29 protein-coding genes and 1 pseudogene are annotated in these 25,361 nt (G+C 60.6%); 15 read left to right on the top strand and 15 right to left on the bottom strand.

All coding sequences use genetic code 11. The annotated features are described in order from the left end of the window. Positions 1 to 12: 12 nt before the first annotated feature. The 3 genes from CO676_RS08980 to CO676_RS08970 form a co-directional block, all read right to left on the bottom strand. On the bottom strand, positions 13 to 480 hold the full coding sequence (locus CO676_RS08980) for an SRPBCC family protein (RefSeq protein WP_097520476.1): 468 nt from the start codon (positions 478 to 480) through the stop codon (positions 13 to 15). Next, positions 449 to 811, bottom strand: a complete 363-nt coding sequence (locus tag CO676_RS08975) for a metalloregulator ArsR/SmtB family transcription factor (protein ID WP_048657420.1) — start codon at positions 809 to 811, stop codon at positions 449 to 451. Before CO676_RS08975 ends, CO676_RS08980 begins: the two co-directional genes overlap by 32 nt. Positions 812 to 872: 61 nt before the next feature. Then, positions 873 to 1,787 (bottom strand): LysR substrate-binding domain-containing protein, encoded by a 915-nt coding sequence (locus tag CO676_RS08970; RefSeq protein WP_014764934.1) that lies wholly within the window; start codon positions 1,785 to 1,787, stop codon positions 873 to 875. Between the two features lie 131 nt (positions 1,788 to 1,918). On the opposite strand from CO676_RS08970, the gene CO676_RS08965 reads away from it, so the two are divergent. After that, positions 1,919 to 2,269, top strand: coding sequence for a hypothetical protein (locus CO676_RS08965; RefSeq protein WP_223843350.1), 351 nt, complete (start codon positions 1,919 to 1,921; stop codon positions 2,267 to 2,269). Positions 2,270 to 2,384: 115 nt separating this feature from the next. Beyond that, on the top strand, positions 2,385 to 2,585 hold the full coding sequence (locus CO676_RS08960; RefSeq protein WP_014764935.1) for a hypothetical protein: 201 nt from the start codon (positions 2,385 to 2,387) through the stop codon (positions 2,583 to 2,585). Between the two features lie 354 nt (positions 2,586 to 2,939). Here CO676_RS08960 and dmeF read toward each other — a convergent pair whose 3' ends face one another. Then, entirely contained in the window at positions 2,940 to 3,932 is a 993-nt protein-coding gene (dmeF, locus tag CO676_RS08955) for a CDF family Co(II)/Ni(II) efflux transporter DmeF (RefSeq protein WP_014764936.1), read from the bottom strand. Next, positions 3,929 to 4,201, bottom strand: a complete 273-nt coding sequence (locus tag CO676_RS08950) for a metal/formaldehyde-sensitive transcriptional repressor (protein ID WP_097520813.1) — start codon at positions 4,199 to 4,201, stop codon at positions 3,929 to 3,931. Before CO676_RS08950 ends, dmeF begins: the two co-directional genes overlap by 4 nt. Positions 4,202 to 4,579: 378 nt before the next feature. Here CO676_RS08950 and CO676_RS08945 point away from each other — a divergent pair, with 378 nt between their 5' ends. Continuing rightward, complete coding sequence (locus tag CO676_RS08945; RefSeq protein WP_097520475.1) at positions 4,580 to 5,584, top strand: GlxA family transcriptional regulator; 1,005 nt, start codon at positions 4,580 to 4,582, stop codon at positions 5,582 to 5,584. A gap of 39 nt (positions 5,585 to 5,623) precedes the next feature. On the opposite strand, the gene CO676_RS08940 is transcribed toward CO676_RS08945, so the two are convergent. Beyond that, positions 5,624 to 6,955, bottom strand: coding sequence for a diguanylate cyclase (locus CO676_RS08940; RefSeq protein WP_097520473.1), 1,332 nt, complete (start codon positions 6,953 to 6,955; stop codon positions 5,624 to 5,626). A gap of 285 nt (positions 6,956 to 7,240) precedes the next feature. Continuing rightward, complete coding sequence (locus CO676_RS08935) at positions 7,241 to 8,074, bottom strand: response regulator (RefSeq protein ID WP_097520471.1); 834 nt, start codon at positions 8,072 to 8,074, stop codon at positions 7,241 to 7,243. 231 nt (positions 8,075 to 8,305) lie between these two features. On the opposite strand from CO676_RS08935, the gene CO676_RS08930 reads away from it, so the two are divergent. From CO676_RS08930 to CO676_RS08910, 5 genes are all read left to right on the top strand, one after another. Continuing rightward, a complete protein-coding gene (locus CO676_RS08930) occupies positions 8,306 to 9,715 on the top strand; it encodes an adenylate/guanylate cyclase domain-containing protein (protein WP_097520469.1) in 1,410 nt (469 codons plus the stop codon). A gap of 80 nt (positions 9,716 to 9,795) precedes the next feature. Then, positions 9,796 to 10,038 (top strand): hypothetical protein, encoded by a 243-nt coding sequence (locus CO676_RS08925; RefSeq protein ID WP_041414477.1) that lies wholly within the window; start codon positions 9,796 to 9,798, stop codon positions 10,036 to 10,038. 57 nt (positions 10,039 to 10,095) lie between these two features. Then, positions 10,096 to 10,506 carry a GFA family protein gene (locus CO676_RS08920; protein WP_097520467.1) on the top strand — a complete coding sequence of 137 codons (411 nt, stop codon included), beginning with the start codon at positions 10,096 to 10,098 and terminating at the stop codon, positions 10,504 to 10,506. Positions 10,507 to 10,677: 171 nt separating this feature from the next. Then, positions 10,678 to 11,337, top strand: a complete 660-nt coding sequence (locus tag CO676_RS08915; protein WP_014764945.1) for a dihydrofolate reductase family protein — start codon at positions 10,678 to 10,680, stop codon at positions 11,335 to 11,337. A 139-nt stretch (positions 11,338 to 11,476) separates the two neighbouring features. After that, positions 11,477 to 11,896: a CBS domain-containing protein gene (locus CO676_RS08910; protein WP_014764946.1), complete on the top strand. Its 420-nt coding sequence runs from the start codon at positions 11,477 to 11,479 to the stop codon at positions 11,894 to 11,896. Between the two features lie 81 nt (positions 11,897 to 11,977). Here CO676_RS08910 and CO676_RS08905 read toward each other — a convergent pair whose 3' ends face one another. Continuing rightward, positions 11,978 to 12,241, bottom strand: coding sequence for a hypothetical protein (locus CO676_RS08905; protein WP_097520465.1), 264 nt, complete (start codon positions 12,239 to 12,241; stop codon positions 11,978 to 11,980). Between the two features lie 376 nt (positions 12,242 to 12,617). Here CO676_RS08905 and CO676_RS08900 point away from each other — a divergent pair, with 376 nt between their 5' ends. Next, complete coding sequence (locus CO676_RS08900) at positions 12,618 to 13,250, top strand: TerC family protein (protein WP_014764948.1); 633 nt, start codon at positions 12,618 to 12,620, stop codon at positions 13,248 to 13,250. Positions 13,251 to 13,488: 238 nt separating this feature from the next. Here the strand turns inward: CO676_RS08900 and CO676_RS08895 are convergent, their stop codons facing one another. Beyond that, on the bottom strand, positions 13,489 to 16,095 hold the full coding sequence (locus CO676_RS08895) for a mechanosensitive ion channel family protein (protein ID WP_097520464.1): 2,607 nt from the start codon (positions 16,093 to 16,095) through the stop codon (positions 13,489 to 13,491). A 280-nt stretch (positions 16,096 to 16,375) separates the two neighbouring features. Between CO676_RS08895 and CO676_RS08890 the strand changes: the two genes are divergently transcribed. From CO676_RS08890 to CO676_RS08880, 3 genes and pseudogenes are all read left to right on the top strand, one after another. Further along, entirely contained in the window at positions 16,376 to 16,858 is a 483-nt protein-coding gene (locus CO676_RS08890; protein WP_097520462.1) for a hypothetical protein, read from the top strand. Between the two features lie 3 nt (positions 16,859 to 16,861). Continuing rightward, the gene (locus CO676_RS08885) at positions 16,862 to 18,091 is read left to right on the top strand and encodes an HlyD family secretion protein (RefSeq protein ID WP_097520460.1); all 1,230 of its coding nucleotides are present in this window, start codon (positions 16,862 to 16,864) and stop codon (positions 18,089 to 18,091) included. Positions 18,092 to 18,107: 16 nt separating this feature from the next. Next, a pseudogene (locus CO676_RS08880) lies at positions 18,108 to 18,388 on the top strand (SulP family inorganic anion transporter); the annotation flags it as partial. Between the two features lie 92 nt (positions 18,389 to 18,480). Here CO676_RS08880 and CO676_RS08875 read toward each other — a convergent pair. From CO676_RS08875 to CO676_RS08865, 3 genes are all read right to left on the bottom strand, one after another. Continuing rightward, the gene (locus CO676_RS08875; protein ID WP_097520458.1) at positions 18,481 to 18,948 is read right to left on the bottom strand and encodes a GFA family protein; all 468 of its coding nucleotides are present in this window, start codon (positions 18,946 to 18,948) and stop codon (positions 18,481 to 18,483) included. Positions 18,949 to 19,056: 108 nt separating this feature from the next. Then, positions 19,057 to 19,617: a DUF924 family protein gene (locus tag CO676_RS08870; protein WP_097520456.1), complete on the bottom strand. Its 561-nt coding sequence runs from the start codon at positions 19,615 to 19,617 to the stop codon at positions 19,057 to 19,059. Between the two features lie 234 nt (positions 19,618 to 19,851). Further along, positions 19,852 to 21,627 (bottom strand): SLC13 family permease, encoded by a 1,776-nt coding sequence (locus CO676_RS08865; protein ID WP_097520454.1) that lies wholly within the window; start codon positions 21,625 to 21,627, stop codon positions 19,852 to 19,854. Positions 21,628 to 21,956: 329 nt separating this feature from the next. Between CO676_RS08865 and CO676_RS08860 the strand changes: the two genes are divergently transcribed. Continuing rightward, on the top strand, positions 21,957 to 22,235 hold the full coding sequence (locus tag CO676_RS08860; RefSeq protein ID WP_014764956.1) for a hypothetical protein: 279 nt from the start codon (positions 21,957 to 21,959) through the stop codon (positions 22,233 to 22,235). Positions 22,236 to 22,267: 32 nt separating this feature from the next. Next, entirely contained in the window at positions 22,268 to 22,561 is a 294-nt protein-coding gene (locus CO676_RS08855; RefSeq protein WP_014764957.1) for a hypothetical protein, read from the top strand. A 91-nt stretch (positions 22,562 to 22,652) separates the two neighbouring features. On the opposite strand, the gene CO676_RS08850 is transcribed toward CO676_RS08855, so the two are convergent. The 3 genes from CO676_RS08850 to CO676_RS08840 all read right to left on the bottom strand — a co-directional run bounded on the left by CO676_RS08850 (position 22,653) and on the right by CO676_RS08840 (position 24,174). Next, a complete protein-coding gene (locus CO676_RS08850; RefSeq protein ID WP_014764958.1) occupies positions 22,653 to 22,991 on the bottom strand; it encodes a DUF1515 family protein in 339 nt (112 codons plus the stop codon). Further along, a complete protein-coding gene (locus CO676_RS08845) occupies positions 22,984 to 23,235 on the bottom strand; it encodes a hypothetical protein (RefSeq protein ID WP_041414479.1) in 252 nt (83 codons plus the stop codon). The genes CO676_RS08850 and CO676_RS08845 overlap by 8 nt, the downstream gene beginning before the upstream one ends. Before the next feature lie 120 nt (positions 23,236 to 23,355). Then, positions 23,356 to 24,174, bottom strand: coding sequence for a hypothetical protein (locus CO676_RS08840; protein WP_097520452.1), 819 nt, complete (start codon positions 24,172 to 24,174; stop codon positions 23,356 to 23,358). Between the two features lie 333 nt (positions 24,175 to 24,507). On the opposite strand from CO676_RS08840, the gene CO676_RS08835 reads away from it, so the two are divergent. Then, entirely contained in the window at positions 24,508 to 25,350 is an 843-nt protein-coding gene (locus CO676_RS08835; protein ID WP_097520450.1) for a glycosyltransferase family 2 protein, read from the top strand. Positions 25,351 to 25,361: the final 11 nt, after the last annotated feature.

Genomic DNA, 25,361 nt, shown 5'->3' with positions numbered 1-25,361 from the left:
GCGTCCGGCTTCTCACGCCGCCTTTGCGGCGAAGGAGGCCAGCAACCCGCCCCAACCTTTTTCAGAGTCGAGCACACCGCGCAGGTCGTGAGCTTTGGCGCCGTAGTTTGCCAGTTGGCGATGCTCGAGCGTCACGGTGGTCTCGTTTTCGCTCGTCGCTTCGAACCAGACTTCGACTTCGGTTTGGAACGCCGGGTCGAAGTCGAACTCGGCGTTAAGCTGCCACGCGAGAAGAATGCGATGCGGCGGATCGCACGCGATGACGCGGCCCCAATCACGCTCCTCGCCGGCATTGCCCACCTCGAACCATCTGCCGCCGGCTCTGGCCTCGACGCTCACCGTCTTCTGGCCGGACTCCGTGAGACTGTGCTCTCTGATCCACCACCCTCCCATGCCGTTGACGAAGACGTCGAAGGCCTTCTGCGGCGATGCGCGGACGATGACTGATTTACGTACCGGAACCGGTTCGATCATGTGCATGAGGTTCCTCCCGGTTGTTCTCACCTCTATCGTCTGCCTCGACGATGGATTTGAACGCGTCAAGCTGGTCGGCCCAGAAGCGGTCCACCCACTGCCGGAGCGGCCCCAGCCCGGCGGGATCTATGCAATAGATCCGTCGGGCGCCCGCGGCTTCGTCCCGGACGAGGCCTGCCTGCTTCAAGACCTTCAAGTGCTGCGAGATCGCCGGCTGCGATACTGGCACGGCACGCGCTAGTTCGGCGACCGACTGTCGACGTCCTGCAACGCATTCGAAAATGGCGCGGCGTGTCGGGTCGGCCAATGCGGCGAAAAGCTTTCCTTCATAAGTCATGACTTATTATAAGCTCATACTTATGGCGGTCAAGCTGGCGTCCAAGTTGCGGGAGGTCGGGCTAGACGGGCTCAGCCACCCTGCCCGCCTGCATCTGGAGGTCGGCGAAGGCCTCGCGGACGTGTTCGGCAACCGCGAGCACCGGTGCCGGCGCATCCTCGACCACTTTCAGACCGATGTCGTAGTGGCCGAGATCCGGCAGGCCGTCGCGCTCGCCGAGTTGCACCATCTCACCCTGGACGAGGTAGCGCGGCAGAGGCGCGATCGCAAGGCCGGCAAGCACCGCAGCCCGCTGTCCCGTTGTATAGGCGCTGAGGAACGCCACGCGGAACTTGCGGCCGGCCCGCGACAGCTTCTCCACCGCATCGGCGCGCCAGACACAGCCGTCCTCCCACATCGAAACCGGCAACGGATCGCGCAGATGCGCGTTGCCGCACTTGGCGCCAGCCCAGACCAGCTTTTCCTGCATGAGGATTTCGCCGTCCCTGCCCGCTTCGTCGGACAGGCTGTTGTAGATGGCGATATCGAGCCTGTGCTCGTCGACCCGCTTGCGCATGGCGTTGCTCATGCCGATCGACACATCAATTGTGACATTCGGGTACGTCTCGGCAAAGCGCTTCAGCACCTCGGGCAGGATGCGCTCGCCGACGTCCTCCGGCGCACCGACACGCACCACGCCGTTCATGTCGGGCAGCAGGAAGCGAGACACCGTTTCGTTGTTGAGCGACAAAAGCCGGCGGGCGAAGCCGAGCAGCAACTCGCCCTTCGGCGTCAACGAGACCGACCGCGCATCGCGCAGGAACAGCGTGCAGCCCAGCGTCTCCTCGAGCTTTTTGATCTGCATCGAGACGGCGGAGGGTGTGCGGTACACCGCTTCGGCAGCAGTCGTGAAATTGCCGGTTTCGGCAATGGCGACAAAGGTCTTCAACACGTCCATTTCCAGCAGCGGAAGCGCGTGGCGCAGCATCATGTTCATGGCGGCCTCCTCAATCAAAAAATCTGAAAGATAGCTTAACTCCATTTCGTTTGATTGAACATCACATCGGAGCGATAGTCAAGCTCGCAAGCAGGCGGGAACCACCCCGCATAACGCAAAGGAGCAAGGTCATGACCGCCCTGACATTGGCCATCGACAACGCCGCCGCAACCGCACGACGGATCAGTGGCACTCCTGCAAACCGTAAAGGCGTGCCGATGATGGACGCAGAAGGCTTGCAATTAAGAGGCTTCACCCGGCAGGCAGTCGACGACGGTGATTTCGTTCTAGCAATGCTGTCGCGAGCACGAATCTTCATCGAGCGGATTGCTGACAGAAGGCGCGCTACCAACGTCGCGAGAAACCGGGTGGAAACCCGGCGCCAATTGGCGAAACTGCCGGCCAGGGTCAGAAACGACCTGTTACAAGCGGAACAGAAGGTGATCAGGGCACCTGATACAAGCTGTTGCGTGGAGCCGTAACAGATCACGATGTTTGATGGAAAACATCAAGCATATTCGTTTGATTGATCAATAGGGTTGCGCCATAAAACGACACATGGTCGCGACCTTTTGAAAAGCTCAGAAGGAACCAGCAATGTCTACGAACCAGCACTCCTCGCCTTCATCAAGCCAGAGCCTCGCCGCTTTGCCCGGCCTTTTCAGCCTGCGTGCCCGCGCCTGGGCCGCTTGGAAGCGGCATCGCAACGAGCGCATTCTGGAAAACCTCTCCTACGATACGCTGAAGGACATCGGCTACCCATCGGTCGATGACGCGGTGCATAAGACGGAGCAATGAAAAGTGACACGACCTGTCATACGCCCCGCAACTGCTGGGTGATGAGACGATGAAGGGCATTCCCGCAAACGGAATGCCCTTCATGTTTTCGGCTGCCTGCTGATCGAGGAAGAGAAACTGTCGCCTCTTCAATGCATAAAGATTGCGTCCACCATCCGCCGAAAAATAGCCGTCGGTGGGTCTGCATAGAGGTCTTCGCATCGGCGATCCCGTTGAGACGGTCCGCGGCGAAGCGCTGCCGATTAAGGGGATTGGTCGTCACGTCTACCGCCGAATGCCTCTCCGGGATGCGCACGAACGAATCACGGCACGCGAGGGCAAGCCCGCCGGCTGACTACAGCGCCGCGCGTCTTATCAGACGCACAAAGGTCGCTGCAGGGGCTCGACTTCGATGGTCACATGCGAAAGTTCGCGCAGATGCGCGAGCTTGCGGCGATAGAGCGATGGACTCTTCGGATTTCTGCTCACCAGCGAGACAATGGCGCCGTGATGGCCGGGGCCGAGCTGCCAGACGTGCAGGTCGGTTATCCGGTCACCATCCGTCTCGATCGCCGCGCGGATGTCCCCCGGCAGGCGCTCGCCGGCTGGGAGATAGTCGAGAAGGACGCTGCCCGTGTCGCGAATGAGGCTTAGCGACCAACGAGCGATCACCAATGCGCCGACGACACCCATCAGCGGATCAAGCCATATCCAGCCATTCATGCTTCCGACGGCCAGCGCGACAATCGCCAGAACGGAGGTGAGCGCGTCGGCGAGCACATGCAGGTAAGCTGCGCGCAGGTTGTTGTCGCGGCCAGCCGCGTCATCGTGATGATGGTGGTCACCGCGGCCATGGTGCGCATGGTCATGGTCATGATGGCGCAGAGCATGGTGATGCGAGTGATTGTCCCGAAGCAGCCAGGCACAGGCAAGATTGACGACGAGGCCAAGTGCGGCGACGGCGATCGCCTGCGGGAAGCTGATCGCGATCGGATTAGAGAGCCGTACGAGGCTCTCCCAGCCGATAAGCAGAGCGATAAGGGCGAGCGTCACGGCGCTTGCAAAGCCGGCGAGATCGCCGAGCTTGCCGGTGCCGAAAGTGAAGCGCGGATTGCGGGCATTGTGCCGGGCGTAGACATAGGCAAGGGCCGCAATCAGCATGGCGGCGGCGTGAGTGGACATGTGCCAGCCGTCCGCGACCAGCGCCATCGAACCATAGATGGTGCCCGCGGCGATCTCTGCCACCATCGTCGCCGTCGTCAACGCGATGACGAACCAGGTGCGGCGCTCGTTGCGCCGGTGGTCGCCGCCGAGAAAGACATGATCATGGCCGAACCGTGCGGATTCGTTGAGACTGGCTTCGCTCATTTCAGGTATCTCCTGACGACCTCGATCAATTCGGCAGCGCCCTGCTCCCGATCCGTTCCCGCGCTCGGGCCTGCCACGTGCGCAAGGAGATGATCCTCGATCAACTCCAGAGTCAGCCCTTGGACAGCACCGCGCACGGACGCCACGAGATTGAGGATGTCGCCGCAAGGCCGTTCGGCCTCAAGCGCACGCTCAATCGCCTCCATCTGCCCCCTGAGGCGACGGACGCGTGCGATGAGCTTCGCCTGGTTTCTGATCGTGTGAGCCATAGTGTAGCCCCCTACCCTATAATAAGCACAAATACAAGATCCCTGCGGCGGGGCGCCGGGCGGCATCTTGTCAGATACCGACATCAGCGTCGTCCCGCGTCGGATTAGTCGCAATTGACAAAACTGCAACCAGGGAAGGCAAGTTGAACCTCCGCGTCGCGAGGGGACGTTTCTAGCCGGTTTGCGCCACCACAGCCGGGCGTTCTGTCGCTTTTTACCAAATCGCCGGAGTATCGCCGTTGACGCCTCCATTTGCCTCATGTCGCAATGCGAAATTTCTTCTCGGTCGCGGCTTTCCATGTCAATGTCGCAAATCGACAAGCCGCATGACATATTACAAGCGACGAATAGACACCCTCGTCCAGCATGGGAAGCCTCATGAACAAGCCTCTGACCAAAAAGCGCTCGCTCGTCTTCTTTCTGGTGCCGAACTTTTCAATGCTGCCCTTTTCCGCGGCGATAGAAACGCTCCGCATCGCCAACCGCATGCTTGGCTACGAGGCCTACACATGGCGCCTCGCTTCGACCGATGGTCAGAAGGTCTTCTCATCCGCCGGCATCGCACTCGAGGTCAACACCTCGCTTGCGGACGAGCGCAAGTTTCTGGCGGGCGAAAACCGTCCGTCCATGGTGCTGGTCTGTTCGGGCGTTTATGTCGAGGAGTTCCAGAACAAATCGGTCAATGCCTGGCTGCGCGAAGTCTACAATCGCGGCGTCGCCGTCGGCAGCCTCTGTACGGGCGCCCATGTGCTGGCCTCCGCCGGTCTGCTCACGGGCAAGCGCTGCGCCATCCACTGGGAAAACCTGCCCGGCTTTTCCGAGAGCTTCCCGCAGGCGGAAGTCTATGCCGACCTCTATGAAATCGACAGCAACATCTACACCTGCGCTGGCGGCACCGCTTCGCTCGACATGATGTTGAACCTGATCGACCAGGACTTCGGCGAAAGCCTGGTCAACCGAGTCTGCGAGCAGGCTTTGACCGATCGCGTTCGCGGTCCACATGACCGCCAGCGGCTTCCACTCCGCGCCCGCCTCGGCGTGCAGAATGCCAAGGTTCTCTCGATCATCGAACTGATGGAGGCGAACCTCTCCGAGCCGCTTTCGCTCCTCGAGATCGCCGAAAGCGCCGACCTGTCGCGCCGCCAGATCGAGCGGCTGTTCCGCCAGGAGATGGGCCGTTCGCCGGCGCGCTATTATCTGGAGATTCGCCTCGATCGCGCCCGGCACCTGCTGATCCAGTCGTCGATGCCGGTGGTCGAAGTCGCCGTCGCCTGCGGTTTCGTCTCCGCTTCACACTTCTCCAAGTGTTATCGCGAACTCTACAACCGCTCGCCGCAGCAGGAGCGCGCCGAGCGCAAGCTGACGCTGCAAATGGCGCGTTGAACGAGTTTGGTAGTAGGCCGACGTTCGGCCTACTGCCGCTTACGACGCCAAAGCATCGAGCAGCGTGAGCTCGGAGATGACGCGGTTTCGCCCGGCATGTTTCGCCATGTAGAGGAACTGGTCGGCGGCGTGCAGGTAATTCTCGAAAGCTTCCGGCGCTTCGATCGTCGCAAGGCCGATCGAGACGGTGATCGCCAGTTCCTCGTCGTCGGCGACGATCTTTGATTTCGCGAGCTCCGCCCGCAGCCTTTCACAAAAGGCGAAGGCGTCACGCACGCCGAGGCCATCGAAAAGAATGCCGAACTCCTCGCCGCCCAGGCGCGCCAGGAGATGCTCTTCGCCGACCAGCGTTTTCAATCGCCGGGCAACGTGCTTCAGCACGAGATCGCCGATTTCGTGGCCGTAGGTGTCATTGAGGCGTTTGAAATGGTCGATGTCGAGGACGGCGATCGATGTCCCCTCGCCGCGTCTGAGATATTGATCAACCAGGCGCGGCCCGGTCATGAAGAAATGCCGGCGGTTGAATGTCCCCGTCAGGTAGTCGCTGGCCGCCGCGAGCTTCAGGGCCTGAATACGCTTCTGTAGCGTGGCGGCGTGACGGATGCGGCCGCTGAATTCAGTCTCGAGGAAAGGCTTGCGGATGAAATCCGCCCCGCCGGCTTCGATGAAGCGCGCCGCCAGGCGCGCATCTCCTTGGTCCGAAAGGCCGATGATCGGCACGGCATCATCGCCCTGACGCTTGTGCACCTCTTCGAGCAGGGCGAGACCCGCTAGGTCGGCGAGACCCGTATCGGTGACGATGACGTCGATGATCTCGCCCTGGTCCAGGACTTGCAGTGCTTCCCAGGCCTCCGACGCCTCGATCACCGCAAACAGCCCACGCCGCAGGATGCCCGCAAGGTCCTGTCGCGAGGTCGCACAGGAGTCGACAAGCAGCACCGTGGTTCGACCCTTGGTGAGGACCCGGTCGACCGCCGCGATCAGTCGCTCGATCGATTCCGGCTCGTTCTTGACGATGCAGTCGGCAACGCCTCGATTCAGAATCTGATCGCGGGTGCGGTCGTTGAAGGCGGCCGTGAAGACGATAGCCGGTACATTGTTCGCGAGGATAAAGTCCAATGCCTCGCAATTCGGCGCGTCGGGCAGGTTGAGATCGAGAACCGCAAGCGAAAACGCCCATTCCCCCGCCGCAGCGACCTCAGCCTTCACCGCGGCGAGCGAGGCGCAATGGGCGACATTTATTCCGTGCGTGAGCTCCAGCCCGTGCTTGAGAGCGGCCGCGAACATTCGCGAATCCTCGACGAGCAGCAGACGCTTGTCGCGGTGCTTCTGAATATGGTTCGCCCGTCCCGACGCGCGGCGCAATCTCACGATCCCTGCAACCCCATCCCCTTCGGCAACCCCGTGCTTCAGTCGCAGCGACGCTGAGGCTTTTCGCCTCGGCGCGTACTGATCCCTGTGGCGGAGCCCCCATGGCCCAATCTGTATTTGCGCCCGTTCGCGCCGCTGACCAAACCCCCTTCGGTGAGAAGCGCGTATTCGGGAATTTCCCCATTTCTATTTGTCGCGATTGAACGGGCTGCCGGTTGCAATTTCGTTAACAGGGCAACCAGCAGCACGGAATTTCAATCGCTTGCTTAAGAAATTATACGCGCGTCAGGCGGGGATTTTCGGCCTTTCGCTCAATGTCTTGATCTTTGTCAGAGTATCGAGGTTCTGATTGACGCGGCAATAGAACTCCTCGTTAACGAAGGGACGCACGACGAAATCGTTACCCCCGGCCTTGAGGAAGCGCGCGGAAAGCAGGCGGTTGGTCGACGACGAAACGCCGATGATGCGCAACTGATGTGGACCATGGGCCGAGCGGATGCGGCGCGTCAGTTCGAAGCCGTCGATGTCCGGCATGTTGTAATCGGTGATGACCAGAGCGATGTCCTGATTGTTCTTCAGGATTTCCAGCGCTGCTGCCCCGCTCTCGGCCGAGCTCGTGCGAAAATTGTAGCGCTTTAACTGCGTGGTAAGCAGCGCCCGGGCCGTCGGGCTGTCGTCGACGATCAGCACATGATGCTTCTTGTTGGTGAGGAACCGGCAGACCGATTCCGCTAGCATGTCGACGGCGAAGACGCTGTCCTTGATGACATAGTCGACGATATCCTTGGCCAGGATCGCCTCGCGCGTCTTCTCCTGGAAGGAGCCGGTGAAGACGACGGTCGGCACGCTCATGTCGATCAGGTAGTTCAGCGCTTCGCCGTTTTCCGCACCCGGCAGGTTGATATTGGAAATGGCAAGCGAGGCCGGAAAGGAGGCATTCTCGACGGCAAACTGCAGATCCTCGTAGTCGCGGCAGACGATTACGTCGATATCGAACAACTCCTTCAGTCGCTTCGACACCATCGAGGAAAACAGGTTGGAGTCCTCGGCAAGCACAATGCGGTGCTCGCCAAGGGATTCGCCGGAATAATACATTCCGGAAACGCCGAAGAATGACATTGATCGCCTATGTGAAAGAGTGTCCCCGCAAGCATCGTAGGGGAAGAGACTTTATTGGGTGTTAATGGAGGCCCCGCAGGTACTGAGCGCGACAGCGAGGCTTGCGGAAAAAGCCATCTTTGCCGTCGCCGGGCGAAGCCGCGCCATCCGGTCTGGTTGCACGGAACTTCCGCTTGCTCCATCGCGATCAAATCGCCTGACCGTGGTGGATTTTCCGTATAGAATGCCCGCATGGGTGAAGCTCAGACTCTATTTGAAGTGCTGCGCCAGTCGGTGAAGCCGGAGGTCATCAATGCCTTCGAGCGGCTCGTTCGGAATGCGCCGGACAGCAAGCTCTGCCGCATCAATGCGCTCGCCTTTGCCGCCGCCGAAGGGCTCGACGAGGAGGAGACGATTGCCGCCTTCCTGCACGCCTCGCGGCTCGGTATTTTCGAGCTTTCCTGGAACGTCCTCTGTCCCGGCTGTGGCGGCGTGCTCGATGCCAATACATCATTGAAGACAGTGCAGAGCACCGAATATACTTGCGCACTCTGCGCCGCCGGCTATGAGCCGACCCTCGACGAGATGGTCGAGGTGACCTTCACGGTGAGCCCGCGGGTGCGCCACATCGAGGCCCATAACCCTCACGAATTGCCGGCGATCGAATATTTCCGCCAGATGTATTGGGGCTCCGGCATCGATCTGCCGGAAGACGATTACGAGGAGAAGTTCGACGAGTTCATTATCGAGACGCTGGAACTGCCGCCAGGTGAAAAGGCCGTCATCTCTTTGCAGCTTCCGGCGGAGTTCATCATCGTCTTCGAGCCGGTGACGCATGCGGCACAGTTTCTGGACGTCAGCGGCGAGCCGACCAGGGAGCGTCGGAACCTTGGCCTCGTCTTCGATCGCTCACACCGGCATGCCGAGACGCTGAAGATGCAGCCCGGCCCGCTTCGCATCCAGGTGGAGAACCATGCGGAGGTCCGCACCCTCCCCTCGGTCTGCATCGCCAACGAGGCGCTGCATAGCATGCTCGGTCGCCGTCGACCGTTCCTCACCGCCAAGCGGCTGCTCTCCAACCAGACCTTCCGCGACATCTACCGCACCGATACGCTCGACGTCGACCAGCGGCTGAAGATCACCAGCCTCACCTTCCTCTTTACCGACCTGCGCGGCTCGACCGAGCTCTACGAGCGTGTCGGCGACTTGGCAGCGTTCGACCTCGTGCGCGCGCATTTTCGAGTCCTGAACGAAATCGTCGCGGCCGAGGCCGGCGCCGTCGTCAAGACGATCGGCGATGCGGTGATGGCGACCTTCCCGACACCAGACCGGGCGGTCGCCGCGGCCATGCGGATGCGCGACGCCATGCGCAAGCTGAACGACGAACGCGGCAGCGAGGATTTGCTACTAAAGATCGGCATTCACGAAGGGCCGTGTATCGCGGTCAATCTGAACGAGCGGCAGGACTATTTCGGCCAGACCGTCAATATCGCCTCGCGCGTCCAGCACCTTGCCACCGCGCGCGAGATCTTCGCGACGGGCTCAGTGCTCGAAGACCCGCGCGCCTCCGGCCTTCTTTCGGACCGGGGCCTAAGCCCGATGTCGCACAATGTCACACTACGCGGCATCGCCAACGAGATCAGCATTTTTGCGATCCCGTGAGGCCGCCAAACCAGATATCCATCGTTCAGGAGAGGTTCAGGCTTGACGGCTGAATGTGGTGGCAGGTGAAGGAGTAAGCCATGCGTATCCCGCTGATTCTATTTACCGCCGCGGCAATGGTGGCCAGCACGGCCGAGGCCGGCAGCCAATCATCGAACACAAGCTCGAACAGTTCGTCCAATAACGGGGTCGTGAACGAGCGGATCGTCGATACCTATTGTGAAGACGGCTATTGCGAACGCCGCGTTTTCCGTCGGACATATCGCGAACGACGTCATGGCGGCGAAGGCGAATGGCGTCGCTATTTTGAATACGATGACTGAGCGGAAACCCAAGAGGCACATCGGGCCTGCCCCCGACGCGGATCGAGGTGATGCACAATGCGTTCTCGAACAGCCACGTGTTCATGCGGCCAGTTGCGCATCGAGGTCCAGGGCGAGCCGCTCGGCATCGGTGTTTGCCATTGCCTTGCCTGCCAGCGTCGTACCGGTAGCGTCTTTGCAGCCCTCGCCGGCTTCGCAGCACCTTACAAGGTTTACGGCACCGCGACTGAATATGTTCGCGTCGGCGACCAGGGAGCGAAGTTCAGGTTTCGCTTCTGTCCCGTTTGCGGGACAAACCTGTTCCACACGGAGGAAGGCGGCGATGAATCCTCGGTTGGTGTCGCAGTCGGCGGCTTTGCTGACCCCACTTTTCCGCCGCCGCAGGATTCGGTCTATGATTGCCGCCGGCACTCCTGGGTTCAACTGCCGCCGGGGACGACGATCTACGAGAAGAATCCCCTCTATTGAGGCTTTCACCGCCGAGACTCGAGCACCTATCGCGAGCGAAGTCCCCTTGCCCCACCAGCGACGCGACAGGAAGGGTCGATCAAACATCGAAATTATCGCCTGGCGACTGTCGGAATCAGCCGCTGCAATCCGTCTTGATCCATAGGAACATGGCGACGAAGGAGAGCGATAATGAGAAAGATCATTGTTGGTGCATTCGCAAGTCTTGATGGAATCATGCAGGCGCCGGGTGGGCCGCACGAAGATCCTGTCGGCGGCTTCAAGTATGGCGGCTGGGCCTTCCCCTATTTCGACGAAGCCATGGGAAAGGCGGTGGACGAGATGTTTTCCGAGCCGTTTGACCTTCTGCTCGGCCGGAAAACCTATGACATCTTCGCGGCGCATTGGCCCTATGCCGGCGCCGGCGACCCGATCGGTTCGCTGTTCGATCGAATCACAAAATATGTCGCGACGCGCAATCCGGACTTGAAGCTCCATTGGCAAAACAGTCAGACGCTCGGCAGCGACGTGCTCGCCACGCTTGCCAATTTGAAAAGCGAGGAAGGACCGGATCTGTTGACGCAGGGCTCGACCGATTTCCTTCAGACCCTTTTCCGCAATGATCTGGTCGACGAGATGTATGTCTCGTACTTCCCCGTCATTCTCGGAAAAGGCAAGAAGCTGTTCGGCGACGGAGCGACGCCAATGGCGCTGAAACTGGTCAGTTCGAAGGTTTCCGGAACCGGCGTCACGGTCAACAAATATGTCCGCGGCGGACCGGTCGTCACGGGTTCGTTCGAATTCGCGCAGCCATCCGAAGCAGAGCTGGAACGGCGACGGAAGTTGACCTGAGCGACCGCATTCGCTCCTGTGACCGCAACCGTCTGCGCGCATAGAATGCGCGTGCGAATTTCCCGTCAGGCCGTCAGTTTCCGACCATTAGCCATGATTTCAGGCGTATAATAGGGTTCGTGAACCATGGGAGGATATGATGAGAACCGAAGAAGCCATGCATTCCGGTGTTCGGTGGGTCGGCCCGGAAACGGATTTGCGGACGATCGCGCGCATCATGAAGGAAGAGGATATAGGCGCGCTCCCGGTCGGCGAGAACGATCGCCTGATCGGAATGGTGACGGATCGCGACATCACGCTACGAGCGCTGGCCAACGGCCGGGACGTCGCCTCCCTGACGGCCCGCGACGTCATGACCGAGGAAATCGTCTATTGCCGCACCAATGAGTCCGTCGAAGACGCCGTTCATCTGATGGAGTTGAAAAAGATCAGGCGGCTGCCGGTCATCAACGAAGACAAGCGCATGGTCGGCATGCTGTCGCTCGGCGATATTTCCCACTGCTCCAGCCAGGAAATGGCAGGCGAACTGGTCAAGGCGGTCAGCGCCCACCACGCCTGAGCTGCAGTAAGAAAAAATGTCCAGCTCAAGACCGCGGCGGCGGAAAAGCGCCGCCGCTCGTTTATTGGTGGCTGTTTTTCTTTACTTGACCACAACGGACCCGTTAACGATTTCGATTGTCTCATCACCTTGGAGACCGATGTGATCGCCGCTCGGCGCGGTAACGAAGCAGCCGCTTTGGCAGATCATTTCCGTAGCGCCGGAATCGACGACCACTTCGATCCGGCTTTCCCCCTCGACAATTACCAATATGGCGGATTGCCCATCCTTATTGGTCACCATCGCAGCATTCGCACCGCCGGCGACGAACGTGCCGCAAAGCAAGGCAGCAACAACTGTTTTCATGGCCTTCGACGCGCTACCCGCGCGCCGCCCCTTTGGCCGGTCATCCTTTCGCCCGTGGCAAAACTACCGGCCACCCCCTTCAGCCGACGCCAGCCCAAACGGTGGCGGGTGAATTGCATGCTTTTTACAAGAGAAGTGCTGAATAGGCGCTGAATGGAATATCAAGCAGCTGTTCAGAAGCAGTCGCGACCCCCACCCCGCGGGGAAGCTCACGACAGGACGGGCGAAATGCCCGATGCGACTGCTAATCGCCGATCTCCGCAATATCTTTTGGGCGATATCTTCCCTGCCCCTTGATCCCTCGATTGTTCACGGTCTATGCGTTTGCAACGCCGGCCCGGCGTTTCGGGGATACAGGGTATAAGGATTACCGCCTATGGAGATTTTCACGTCCGCCGGACTATTGGCGCTCATGCAAGTTATCGTCATCGACCTCGTACTTGCCGGGGACAATGCCGTCGTTATCGGCCTCGCGGCAGCCGGTCTGCCGATCGAGCAACGCAAGAAGGCGATTCTCGTCGGCATTATCGCGGCCACCGTGCTTCGTATCGTGCTTGCGGCCTTCACCGTCCAGCTTCTGGCAATCATCGGGCTCCTCCTCGCCGGCGGCATTCTCCTGCTTTGGGTCTGCTGGAAAATGTGGCGTGAGATTCGTTCCGGCGGGCACGAAGAGGTTGGACTGGACGCCGCCAACGCGCCGAAGAAGACTTTCAGACAGGCGGCGACCCAGATCGTCGTGGCCGACGTGTCGATGTCGCTCGACAACGTCCTCGCCGTGGCGGGCGCCGCGCGTGAGCACCCGACGGTCCTCGTCTTCGGGCTTATGCTCTCCATCGCGATGATGGGCATTGCCGCGAGCTTCATCGCCAGACTGCTCGCCCGCTACCACTGGATCGCCTATGTCGGTTTGGCCATCATTCTCTATGTCTCTATCGACATGATCTATCGCGGCGCATTGGAAGTATGGCCACACGTCGCGCCGGTCGCCCAGGCCTTGGCCGGGCTGTAGCAGCGGCTTCTGACGGGGCGGCCTCGCGCCGCTCGCTCGTTTTTGTCACCATGTTCGGGAGCCGGTGCCGTGAAGGCGCCGGCCCTTACGGCAGCGGTAGCGAAGGACGGCGCCGACAAGCGTGGCAAGTCGAGCTGGTGATACAGGTGGCCGTGCCAGGCATTCCGGCACCCCTTGCCCGTCCGCACCCTTGCTCGCAAGCCTCGCCGGTGGCCACGATATTCGAGGATCATTCTTCTCAGCGGCTGCTGCTGCGCTTTCCAACGGACCGGCCGCGCGTCTCACTCTCCTCCGCCGGCATCTCCGCCTTATCCTCCTCAAGCGCTGGGAACTCGACGTCGGACGGCGTTGCTTCCTCAGGCGTCGTGTCCTCTACCTTCACCGGGAACGGGGCACCGATCTCCTCGTCTCGGAAACGCTCGTAGATCGACACACGAATGTCGTTGCGGACATTGCCGGCCGTCAGCACGTCGGCGACATAGATGCGCAATTCGAAGCTCATGCGTTCGTCGCCGAACGCGGTGAAGCCGACATTGGGCGCCGGGTTCTTGAGAACCATCGGATGGGCGGCGGCAATTTCGTGAAGCAGATCGATCACCCGGCGCGGATCGCTGCCATAGCTGAGCGTGACGGAGATCTCGGAGCGTCCAAGCTTGTTGCGGTGGGTCCAGTTGCCGACCGACGCGTTGATGAGCAGCGAATTCGGCATCATGATCGACTGATGCTGGAAAGTCTCGATCTCGGTCGCGCGGACCGAGATGCGCCGGACGAAACCCTCGGTCGTGCCGCTGACGATCCAGTCGCCAACCTTGAAGGGGCGCTCGACAAGCAGGATCAGGCCGGAGACGAAGTTCGAGACGATGTTCTGCAGGCCGAAACCGACGCCGAGCGAGAGAGCACCGGCAACAAGCGCGAGGCTTGAGAGGTCGATGCCCGCCGCCGAAACGCCGATGAGCCCGGCGAGGGCGACGCCGATATAGCCGATGCCGGTGCGGATGGAATTGCGCACGCCGGCATCAACGCGGCTGCGCGCCATGATGTTGCCGTCGATCCAGCGCTGCACCCAACGGGTGACGACAAAGCCCAGCGCGAAGAAAAGCACGCCGGCGAGAAGGCCGACGAGCGAGATGGTAATCGTTCCGATCCTGATCTCGGTGACGAACCGATAGACCCACGACTCAATATCGGCGATCTGGAAGCCCCATTGCAGCAGGATCAGCGGGATAAAAAACGAAAGTACCAGGGCATAGATGGCGAGCCCGGCGGCAAGGCCTACTTGATCGAGTGCCACCTGCTCTAGATTGAAGCGGCGTTCGAGGTAGCGCCCTCCCATCGTCTCGGCGAAGGCGCCCTGCTTGGAAACCGATCTGCCGGTGAGAATGCCGATGTACATCGTCACCAGGATCGCGCCAGTGATGATGATTTGCGAGGCGATGAAGCGGGCGAGGCCGACATAGCCGGCGAGCGCAACGGCAATAAGCAGCGCCCCCATGAGGAGAAGCGAAATCCAGATGACCCGTGGCCAGGGCCTGCCCGGCGCGTCGAAGGCTTCCTCCGGCCTCAGCGTCGGCCGGATCCAGGCCATCGACATCAAGATGAGACCGATGACGATCGACGCAAGGAAGCTCTTGGCGACGGTCAGTATGACGGGAGAGCCAAGGGATTCGCTGATGCTTCCGGCGAGGTAATCGAGGATATTGACCAGCGCCATCGCGAAGATTGAAATGAACAGCATTCTCGCGCCGCGATCCGAAACGCGCACGAGGCGCCAGTTCGAATGCCGTGGCGACAGCACGGCCTTGGCAAGGCTGGTCACGAAGAGCTGCGCAACGCCAACAGCCAGGATGACCGCCAGGATTGGCGCAATATCCGGCCGCAATGCGTTGAAACTATTTAGGAAAAAGTAGCTCGACGCGGCAAAGGCGGAGGCCGACACCGTCGGGATCATGGTTGACCAGAACGCCACCGAAAGCTGCCTGAAATAGTTCGGCTGCTCCTCATCGCCGTCGTGCCGGAGGAAGGGCGAGAAAAGCCGGCGGCTGCCAGCCAGGAAGATCAGCGCAGCGCAGAGCGAGAGGAAGATCGCGGTGAGAAAGGGCACACGCTTGTAGTTCCAGGCAAATGTCAGCCAGCTGCCGACGCTGCGCGACAGCGCCTGGGTCTCGCCGATCGTCGTCGTAACCGCCTCGCCCAGCGTTGCCGCCGAGATTTCCGTGTGCTTCAGAAGCGTGTTCGAGAAGAGCGCACGCCTGGTCGCGGTGACGGAATTGGCAAGCTTCCTTGCCTCGACCGAGAGATTCTCCGCACGCCCCGTCAGGGCGTTTATCGCGCCGCGCTCGGCGAGCAGACCCTTCCTTTCCTCGGTCAGAATGGCGGCTTCCGGCGGTTGCCCCTCGCCGGGCGGATCGCCAAGTTCGGTAAGTCTCGCCTTGATTTCCTCCAGTCGGGGCCGCGTCGCGACGGTCGCGGCGAGGATCTGCCCGGAAAGCGCATCGACCTGCACCTTCAGCTCGGCGAGCAGGGTATCGTCATCCTTGGCGCTCTGGACGCGATCGGTAAGCCGCTTGAGGTCGCGTTCGGCCTGGGCGAGCTGCTCTTCCGCCTGCTGCAGCAATGGAGAACCAGCTGCTGCCCCGGCATCGTCTGCCTCACCTTGAGCCGGTTGAGCGGCCTGCGCAGGCTTGGTTTGCGCGGGCTGGGGCTGCTGCGAGGGCGCCGGCGCCGCAGGCGTGGCCTGTTGCGGTTGCGCCGCTTGTTGGGCCGCCGCGGATCCTCCGCCGGCCAGCGTCAGCGCGACGAATGAGACAGCAATCAACAAAACGGTCAACTTTCCAGCGGAATGCAATTCGATATCCTTCGAAATCCGGGGGCCGCACAGGCGGAGTCGCCGAAGCGATCAGTTCGTCCGATGTGCATACGGAACACGGCAAAAAGATGCAAAGCCGTAGCGGGGCGATGATTTCTACGTGAATCTCCGTCCGTTCACAATTATCACACCTCTCGGTCGTGCGCGGGACCGGCTTCAATCGGACCTTTATCGACGCATTCACCCAAATGGGAGACTGGGAAACAAGAAAGAGGTATGATGAACTGCGCGATACCGCGGTCTGCGTGAGGGAACGTAAATGGCAGACTCGATGCATTCGGCCGCAGTCGATCATCTACCCATATTCATCACAGCACCGGGCGACACGGATATCCTCTTCAACGTCATGGTCGTGTTCGTGCTGCTGCTGATCCTTCTGGTCGGCGTCCTGTACCTCAGGCTGCACGCTCTGCCGGAGCATATGGCGCACGGCGCCAGCAAGGTGCAGTTGCAATTGGTGGCTGTTTTGTCGCTGATTGCGCTCTTCACGCACAATCACCTCTTCTGGATCGCCGCGCTGCTCCTGGCATTGATCGAATTTCCGGACTTTTCGACGCCCATGAGTTCGATGGCCGACTCGCTGCAAAAAATCGCCCATCGGGACGAACGGCTTTTCGAAACCGCGGCGACGGAACCTCCCGTCACGCCGTCAAAACCTCATCCGGCGCAGCCCGAGCACCAATGGGCACCGTTCGAACCGGAGCCTTCGCCGAACGACACCTTATCAGAGCGGAGGGGGTGAGCCATGCTGGAGTTCTTGATCTGTTCGATGCTTACGATCCTTCCGGATTTCCTCTTCCGACGCTACGTTCAAGGAAAGCGGATCGGGCGAGAGATCAATCTTTATTCGATGTGGTTCGAACTCAGATGGGGCATCACCGCCTGTGTGATCCTGACGGTGTCGCTGATAACCCTGATTTTCTACTATCATCCGTCAACAAAGAACGTCACGGCGGTCTTCCGTACGGTCACCATATTGCCTGAGAGAAATGGGCGGGTGGCTGAGGTCTTCGTCGGCACGAACGAGAAAGTCGCCGCTGGCGCTCCCCTCTTCCGCCTCGATAACAAGGAACAGCAGGCGGCGCTTGAAACGGCCCGACGGCGCGTCGCGGAAATCGACGCCGAAACGGCTGTCGCCAAGACCGAACTGGCATCGGCCGACGGCCTGATCGCGCAGGCAGAGGGCGCCTACCAGCAGGCCCTCGATGAACTGGCCACACAGGTCGAACTCAATCGGCGCAATCCGAACGTGGTGGCAAAGCGCGAAATCGAAAGGCGCCAGGTTACCGTGGACGCTCGGAAGGGTGCACTCGATGCGGCCATTGCGAACAAGCAGACGCTGGAGACAAAGATCTCGACCCTGCTGCCGGCACAGAAGGCAAGCGCCGAGGCGACACTGGCCCAAGCTCAGGTGGAACTCGACAAGACCATTATACGTGCCGGAACGGCCGGCATGGTTCAGCAATTCGCCTTGCGGCCCGGCGACATCGTCAATCCGGCAATCCGGTCGGCCGGCATTCTCGTGCCCGATGATCGCCGCATAGGGCTGATTGCCGGCTTCGGCCAGATCGAGGCCCAGGTCATGAAACCCGGAATGATCGCCGAGGCGACCTGCATCGGCAAACCCTTCACCATCATCCCGATGGTCGTCACCGAGGTCCAGCAGGTCATCGCAACCGGGCAAATTCGCCCGACCGATCAGCTCGCAGACGTGCAACAAATGGCTAGACCGGGAACGCTGACCACATTTCTCGAACCGCTGTTTCTGGGCGAGTTCTCGGACATACCGCCGGGAAGCAGTTGCATCGCCAATGCTTACACCAGCAATCACGATGAGTTGCAGTCGCCCGACATAGGCACCTCGCGGTGGCTGTTCCTGCATATGGTGGATGCGGTCGGGCTCGTGCACGCGATGATCCTCAGGCTGCAAGCGCTGCTCCTGCCGGTGCAGACACTTGTTCTGACTGGGCATTGATCCGGAGGGCGTCCGAATGCCCTTTAACATCCCTCGACTGCCCCTTTTCGCCGGTCTCGACGGTTACCAAACGAGCGCCTTGCGCAGCGACGTCTCTGCCGGCCTGGCGATTGCCGCAGTCGGCCTGCCAAGCGCTGCCATCGCCTATCCCGCGATCGCCGGCCTTCCGCCGGAAACCGGGCTCTACGCCAGCATCGCGCCGCTGTCGCTTATGCGCTCCTCGGCCCCTCACGGAAGCTCATCGTCGGGCCGGACGCGGCAACGATGACGGTGCTCGCCGCGGTCCTTGCTGCGATCTTTGCAACGCCGGGAGTAACGACCGAGCGGGTCACCGTAAGCAGACCAGGTCCGCCTCGATAGACAGACCAGGTCCGCGTTGATAGAAAGTCTCACGCCTCCGGCTTCGCGGCCCATTCCGTATATTCTTGCAGCAGCCCTTCATAGTCCTCCATAGCCGGCACCGTCGCGTAGCTGTGAATGGCAGGCGTGATCGCCCACGGCAATTTCTCGCTCGTCCAGGTTTCGATGAAGGGTGTGAACCGGCCAGCGTCATCGAGCATGGTCGCGCGAACGTTCACGAACCAGTCCATTCCTTCGGGCCGCGTGAACATCCAGCTCATGCAGTGCGGACAGAAATAATGGCGCGTCGCGCCGTGCAGCCCGCCGATCACCGGGTCGCCCTTGGTTACGGCGAAGCCTTCGCTGGGGACCGCGACACTCAGTGAGTAGGCGCTCGCCGTCATGCGCTGACACCCTGTGCAATGGCATGCCATGGTGAGCAGCGGCGGAGCGCTGACCTTGATGCGCACTTGTCCGCAGCGGCACCCGCCTTCCCACGGCAGCGTCTTGATGCTCATGACCTTCCCTCCCTACGTGATCCCCACGACGCCATAAGTCTCCTCAGGCGTACAAAGGCGGCTGTACTTGTTTCGTTCAATGGGCTCCCCGTGATGACCACGCAGGATCTAGAATCCGGCGCCCGGCTGCGCGAGATATTCCTCCTCGGCCGGGGTCGAAATACGTCCCAGGATCGTGTTGCGATGGGGAAAGCGCCCGAACCGTTCGATCACCTCCCGGTGGCGGATGGCATAATCAAGATAGCCGGGATCGCCGAGCGCGGTAAATAGCTTCACCGACATCGTCTGATCGGTGAGGTTTTCGGAGTGCTCGAAGGGCATGTAGAAGAAAGGGCGCCATTCCGACGGCACCGCAATATCGGCGCTGGCACCGATGGCGAGCTTGGCTTCGCGCAACGCAAGACAGTCGGTCGCATAGGCCAGCGGGGAGCCGCGATACATGTTTCGCGGCAACTGATCGAAGAGGATGATGGCGGCGAGCCAGTTGCCTGGTGTCTGGCGCCAGATATCGTCGAGCCTTCTTGAAAGCACCAGATGCGACGTCTGAAAGCGCTGCATGCACTGCTTATCGAGCTCGGCACTTGGCGTGAACCAGTGGTCATAGGAAAGCTCCGTGAACCAGAATTTCAACACCTCTTCCGGCGTGCAGATTTCCGCTACATCGCTCATGTGACCGCCTCTCCTGTGACTCGTTCTTCAGATAGGCGCCGATCTTCCGGTTTCCAACGTCGATCTTCAATGTCGTTAAGCGCCGCCTTGAAGCCTCGCCGCAACTTGCCGGCGCCAGCAATGCGACAACGCTTCTGCTCTCCTCAACGCGCCGCGAATTGCTGAGTCTTACATATGCCCCGATGCGAGATGGGTCTGCTCGGTCCGCCTGCATTGAAAAGTCGGAGTGGAACCCTACCGCAGCGGCCAGACCCACATCAGCATCGGTACGGCGACAATAATGATGACGATGGAGAGCGGCAGGCCGAGCCGCGGATAATCGCTGAAGCGATAACCCCCTGGCCCCATGACCAGCGTGTTGCACTGATGGCCGATCGGCGTCAGGAAGTCGGAGCCGGCGCCGATCGCCACGGCCATCAGAAACGCATCCGGCCGGTAGTCGAGCGCGGATGCGAAGCTCGCGGCGATCGGCGCCATGACCAGCACGGTGGCGGCATTGTTGAGGAAGGGGGTAACCGCCATGGCTGCGACCAGGATGAGCGCGAGTGCACCGGCCGGCGGCAGATTGACTGCCATGTCGCTCAACCAGCCCGCGATCAGGTCTGAACCGCCGGTCGTACGCAAAGTGTCGCTGACTGGAATAAGCGCCGCCAGCATCACGAGGATCGGCCCGTCGACGGCCCGATAAACCTCCCGCAGCGGGATGACCCGAAAGACCACCATGGCAAGCGCGGCTGCGAAGAAGGCGACCTGCACCGGCAGAATGCCGACCGCCGTCGCTCCCATGGCGGCAGCCAACACGAGCAGCGGCACGGGGGCGCGTCGGATGGTCCCGAGTAAAATGTCCCGCTGCGCAAGCGGCAGACAGCTGAAATCCTGGAGGAAGGCCGGCAGGTCCGCCCGCGTCCCTTGAAGGACGACGATATCGCCGGCCCGCAACCTTATGCTGCCGAGGCGCTGCTTCAGCCGTTCGCCCTGTCGGCTTACGGCTAGCAGGTTGATTTTATGATTGTGAAAGAGAGCAAGCCGCTCCGCAGACATGCCGATCAGTGGCGAGCCGCTGGCAATCACCGCCTCGATCGCTTCGATTTCGGTGCGCGCCGTCTCGGCGGATGTGGGCGATCGGTCGCCGGATATTTTCAACTTCGCCTGGGAAACTATGCGGTCGAGCGCAGCGGGCCCACCTTCGAGCAGCAGGATGTCCTCGGCCTCGATCACCACATCGGGCAGCGGCGCCAGATGGGTGCCACGGCGGAAGATCGCAATGACGACCGCGCCGCCGTCGCCGAGCTTCACGAGGCTGCTTAGCGACTTGCCGATCGCCGGTGAGCCGGGCGCGACCACCGCTTCGGACGTATAATCGGTGATCTCGATCGCCTGCTGCACCGACACCTGCTGGCTCTTTCGCTCCGGCACCAGCCGATAGGCGAAGAGCAGAAAGATCGCTCCTACCAGGGCCAGCGAGGCGCCAACGGGCGTGAAATCAAACATGCTGAAGCTCTCGCCGGTCAGGTCCTGCCGCATCCGCGACACGACGACGTTGGGCGACGTTCCGATCTGCGTCATAAGTCCGCCGATCAGCGAGCCGAAAGCCATGGGCATCAGGAAGACCGATGGCTGGACGCTCGAGCGCCGAGCGAACTGGAAGGCGACCGGGATCATGATCGCAAGCGCGCCGATGTTCTTGATGAAAGCCGAAAGCACCGTGACGGTGACCACGAGGAGCGCGAGTTGCGCCCTCACCGAGTTGAGATCCGGGAGGAAGCGCTGGATCGCCGCGTCGACGACACCGGACCGTGCCACGCCGGCGCTGACGATCAGCGCGCTGCCGACGATGATCACGATATCGTCGCTGAAACCGTCGAACGCATGGTCGAACGGTACGATGCCGACGGCGACCGCAAGCATCAGCGCCGAACAGGCAACGACGTCATAGCGGAAGCGGTCCCAGATGAAGAAAACCATCATGGTGCCAATGACGAGAAACGAAAGAGACTGTTCGGCAGTCATGTACGATACCTGCGGCGGACTGGACGCGACACGCGCTGAGACGCCCGCAGGGCTGCAACGCGTCATTCCTTGAAAAGGTCCACGTTTCCCCGCACGCCGCAGCTTGCGTGTCCGACTGTCTAAATCGTCCAATCCGTCGGTTCTGCGCAACCGAAATGTTCAAGAATTTTCGCCAAATTGCCGTGCGTCACCAGGAATTCTGAGAAACCTCTGCCTCTCTTTGCTCGTTGCTGCTTCGGGAATACAATGGCGCACCAGTTAGACGTGCAAACAGCACCTGCTGGCGCCGCGCTCGCTGCGCCGTCGCGGCCGAAGCGGAGAACATTGCCATGAGGAGTGCCCTTCCCGCGATTTTCGCGGCTCTGATGATCGGCGCCTGCACCTCGTCACAAACCGTTGGCTATGGGCCCAACCTGGAGCCGATACCCGGCAGCATTACCTATGGCGGCCAGCCGCGCACCAAACTCACCAAGGCGCCGGTCGGCAGCACCGTGCCCCACCGCTTCTTCGACGATTTCGGGCGCCAGGTCTCGGAAACCTATATAATCGAACCGGATCGCTCGTTGCGGCTGACGAGCCGGCGCATCGACTACGATATCTTCGACTGACTCGGCAGGAACTCTGCAACCCGGAGATTGCCATGAAACACACACTTCCCACGCTCTGCACGGCCCTTTTGCTTGCCGGCTGCGAGATGACGACATCGTCTGTCGGCTACTCATACGGCCTTGAGCCCATTCCCGGCAGCATCACCTATGGCGGCCAGCCGCGTACGAAACTCACCAAGGCGCCGGTCGGCAGCATCGTGCCGCACCAGTTCATCGGTCCGTTCGGTCGTCGCGTTTACGAGACCTATGTGATCGAGCCGGATCGCTCGCTGCGGCTGGTCAGCCGGCGGTATCGGGATTTCCTTCTCTTCGACGACGACGACTGACCCGAAAGCAGACGTTCGAACCGGGCGTCGAGGGATAGATTTCCGACGGCACCGCGGCGTTCGCAGACCGCCGGCGCCCACACATACAAAGCTACGCTGCCCTGAGCAGCATGATTGCCCGTCTCGCCACATCGGCGAAGGTGACGCCGAGTGCCGCGCCGCCGATGCCTATGACGCCGAGCGCGCCCATGCCTATCAGCTTCCATTTGCGGACGTCTTCGGTCACCGGCTTCATCTCGGCGATCTCGTCTTTGACGAGCGTCATCGATCCCTCGAGCGTTCCAACGCGTTCGACGAGTTCGACCATGCGCCGGTTGATCGACGCCCGCCCGGCATCGGACCTGTCCTCGGACCGGCGGAAGTCCTCCCGCAGATTTTTCACCTCGGCAATCAGCGTCCCGAGCTGTTGGTGAACCGTGGCGTCAACCATCCTGGCGCTCCCCATGTCTCACGCATTCACTCTTGGCCCAGACGGACGCGGCGCAGAGGCCGACGACCGTCCGGTCTATCCTGCGCTGGTCTGCCGCCGTCGCACCGCGAGCCCCGACGAGGTCAGTGCCGACCACTTCGCGCAGGCCGCTGACATTTGCCGGCCCCGAAGTTCCACAGCCCGCCAGAAGCAGAGCAGGCATCATAGTCAAGGCGCTTCGCATCGGCGCTATTCGCTGCTTCATTGTTTTGCCTTTCGATTGAGTTGCGGACCGCTTGCGCACCATCCTCGCGAATTTGCAGCACGACCCAACAGAGGGCGGCCAGCACAAGCGTGCCGCCCAGTAGCCTGCCCCAGGGAGAACTCATCGCCCAAGCCCTATGGCTACCCGAACCGCCGGCATGGATGAAATTGCGTAAATTGCAAAGCCGACGATCGTCATCAGGATGGCGAGTTGTACGCGCCAGTCGAGCGCCACGAGGTTCAATTCCTTGAGCGCTGTGATGATGGTTCCACCGGCGGTCAACAGCCATGTCCAGAACCGCCCGGAACGGGCAACCGGCTTGCGCCGCAACTCGGGTCTCACCGTCGAGGACAGCACGTCCCCCGCCGATCCTGACGCCGCATCTGAGGAGCGAGAGGCAGCGAGCACCTCCTGGAGCACCGCTTCGAGCTTTCCAGGTTTCACCAGCGCCCTGTTGAGCCCGTCTCCGGCATAGCAGGACTGCCCGCGCTTCACCCGCCGCCACTCGCCTTCGCTCTCGGCAAGCACGGGAAGCGATGCCCATTCCATCGCCAGCCGCCGGCCGAACTCGCTCAGACTGATTTCGCCAGAAACGAAGCTTTCGAAGCCCCTGCGGTTCAGGAGATGAAGTCCCAAACTATCCTGCAAAGCGGGATCAAAGATCTGCTCCTCGTTGAGCCCCGGAATTTCCCTCAGGAGGCCAAGCAACGTCGCGCGCATGAATTGATAGCCGCCGGCGGCACTCGACCCATGCGCCCTCGACCACGTCTTCTGGGCCGCAATCACCTCGCCAAGCGTCATGGCGGTCAACGGTTTCGCCAAGGCATTCTGCTTGTGGGCATAAATCACATCATAGGAGGCGCGGTCACTGCTGCCGACTTCCGCTTCGCGGATGAAGCCGAGCAGAAGCGCCGCGCCGTGAGGCATGGTGTTGGTCATGTGGTTACCTTTGCTGCTGGGGAAAAGGATGATCGATCCCTTGGGAATTGAGAGTGGCGTATTCTCTTTCCGCGCTACTTGCTGTAGGGATGCCTCTTGTTGAGGCGGGGCATCTTTTCGTGGACAGGGTCCTTGTTACAGGAGCAAGCGGCTTTCTCGGCGGGCACATCCCACAGTTTATCTCGGAAGCCGAGGCTTCAGTGCATGCCTTGGGGCGGGCGCCATGACCGGGGCAACCGGATGTCGTGGGTGATGCTGGTGCGGATGTGTCCTGTTGCGGGTGGTGGCAACATTCTGTATGAGCAACACAATTCCAATCCCGAGACAATATAAATGGCGAAAACTAAAGTCGTGGTCGTCTTTCCCGTTTACAATGGCGAAAGAACCCTCAGCAGCAGTCTACAGTGCATCGCTGATCAGACATTTATAGATTTCGAAGCGATTATTCTCGATAATAAATCGACAGACGACACACTCCGCGTCGCTGAGCAATTTTGCAAAATGGATAGTCGTTTCTCCATTGTCCGAACAGAACAGCATGTGAGTGCGCCGGAGAATTTCGCTCGCGCTGTCCAAATCGGTGCAGCGCGTGGCGATTATTTCTGTCTGCGTGCATGTGATGACCATTCTTCTTTAGATTTCTTAGCGTGTCTGGTCGAGGCACTTGATCGCGACCCCACGAAATTACTTGCGGCGTGCTCGACAAAACTGGTTGGGCCGAACGGAAATCGAATCAAATCCCCAGATGATGCTATTTTTGGTTTCACCAAAGCGTATGTGTCCGGGCGCGTACCAAGAAACCTTACGTTTCCGGCAGAATGGATTTACGGGCTCTATAGGACCAGCGCGAAAGACATGCTGATGGCACGCTGGTTCGAACTGGGAAATCCTTGGTGTCTCGCATCCTATGTCGTATCAGAGCTTGTTGTTCGTGATTTGGTGGCGTACGTGCCCGGACCAACATACGACTTCACCGAAGGGTCCGGATCAGAGCAACGTTATGGAGCAAAGATTCTCCGTGAAAAATTCAATCAACGCTTGAGCTATACTTTAGGATGCTACAAGTTAAGGAGGAAACTTCCAAAGGTCAGTTTCATCACAAGATTGAAGTTCTTGAGGATGTGCTGGAACGATGCGCGGCGAAAGACGCGTTACAAGATTTTTTGGATTTTTTAACAATGCATCCT

Origin of the sequence: Sinorhizobium sp. BJ1 (genome assembly GCF_002531555.1) — a bacterium.
GTDB classification, from domain to species: Bacteria; Pseudomonadota; Alphaproteobacteria; order Rhizobiales; family Rhizobiaceae; genus Sinorhizobium; species Sinorhizobium fredii_B.
The sequence above is the reverse complement of the archived record's forward strand: the minus strand, read 5'-3'. Positions and strand labels throughout refer to the sequence as shown.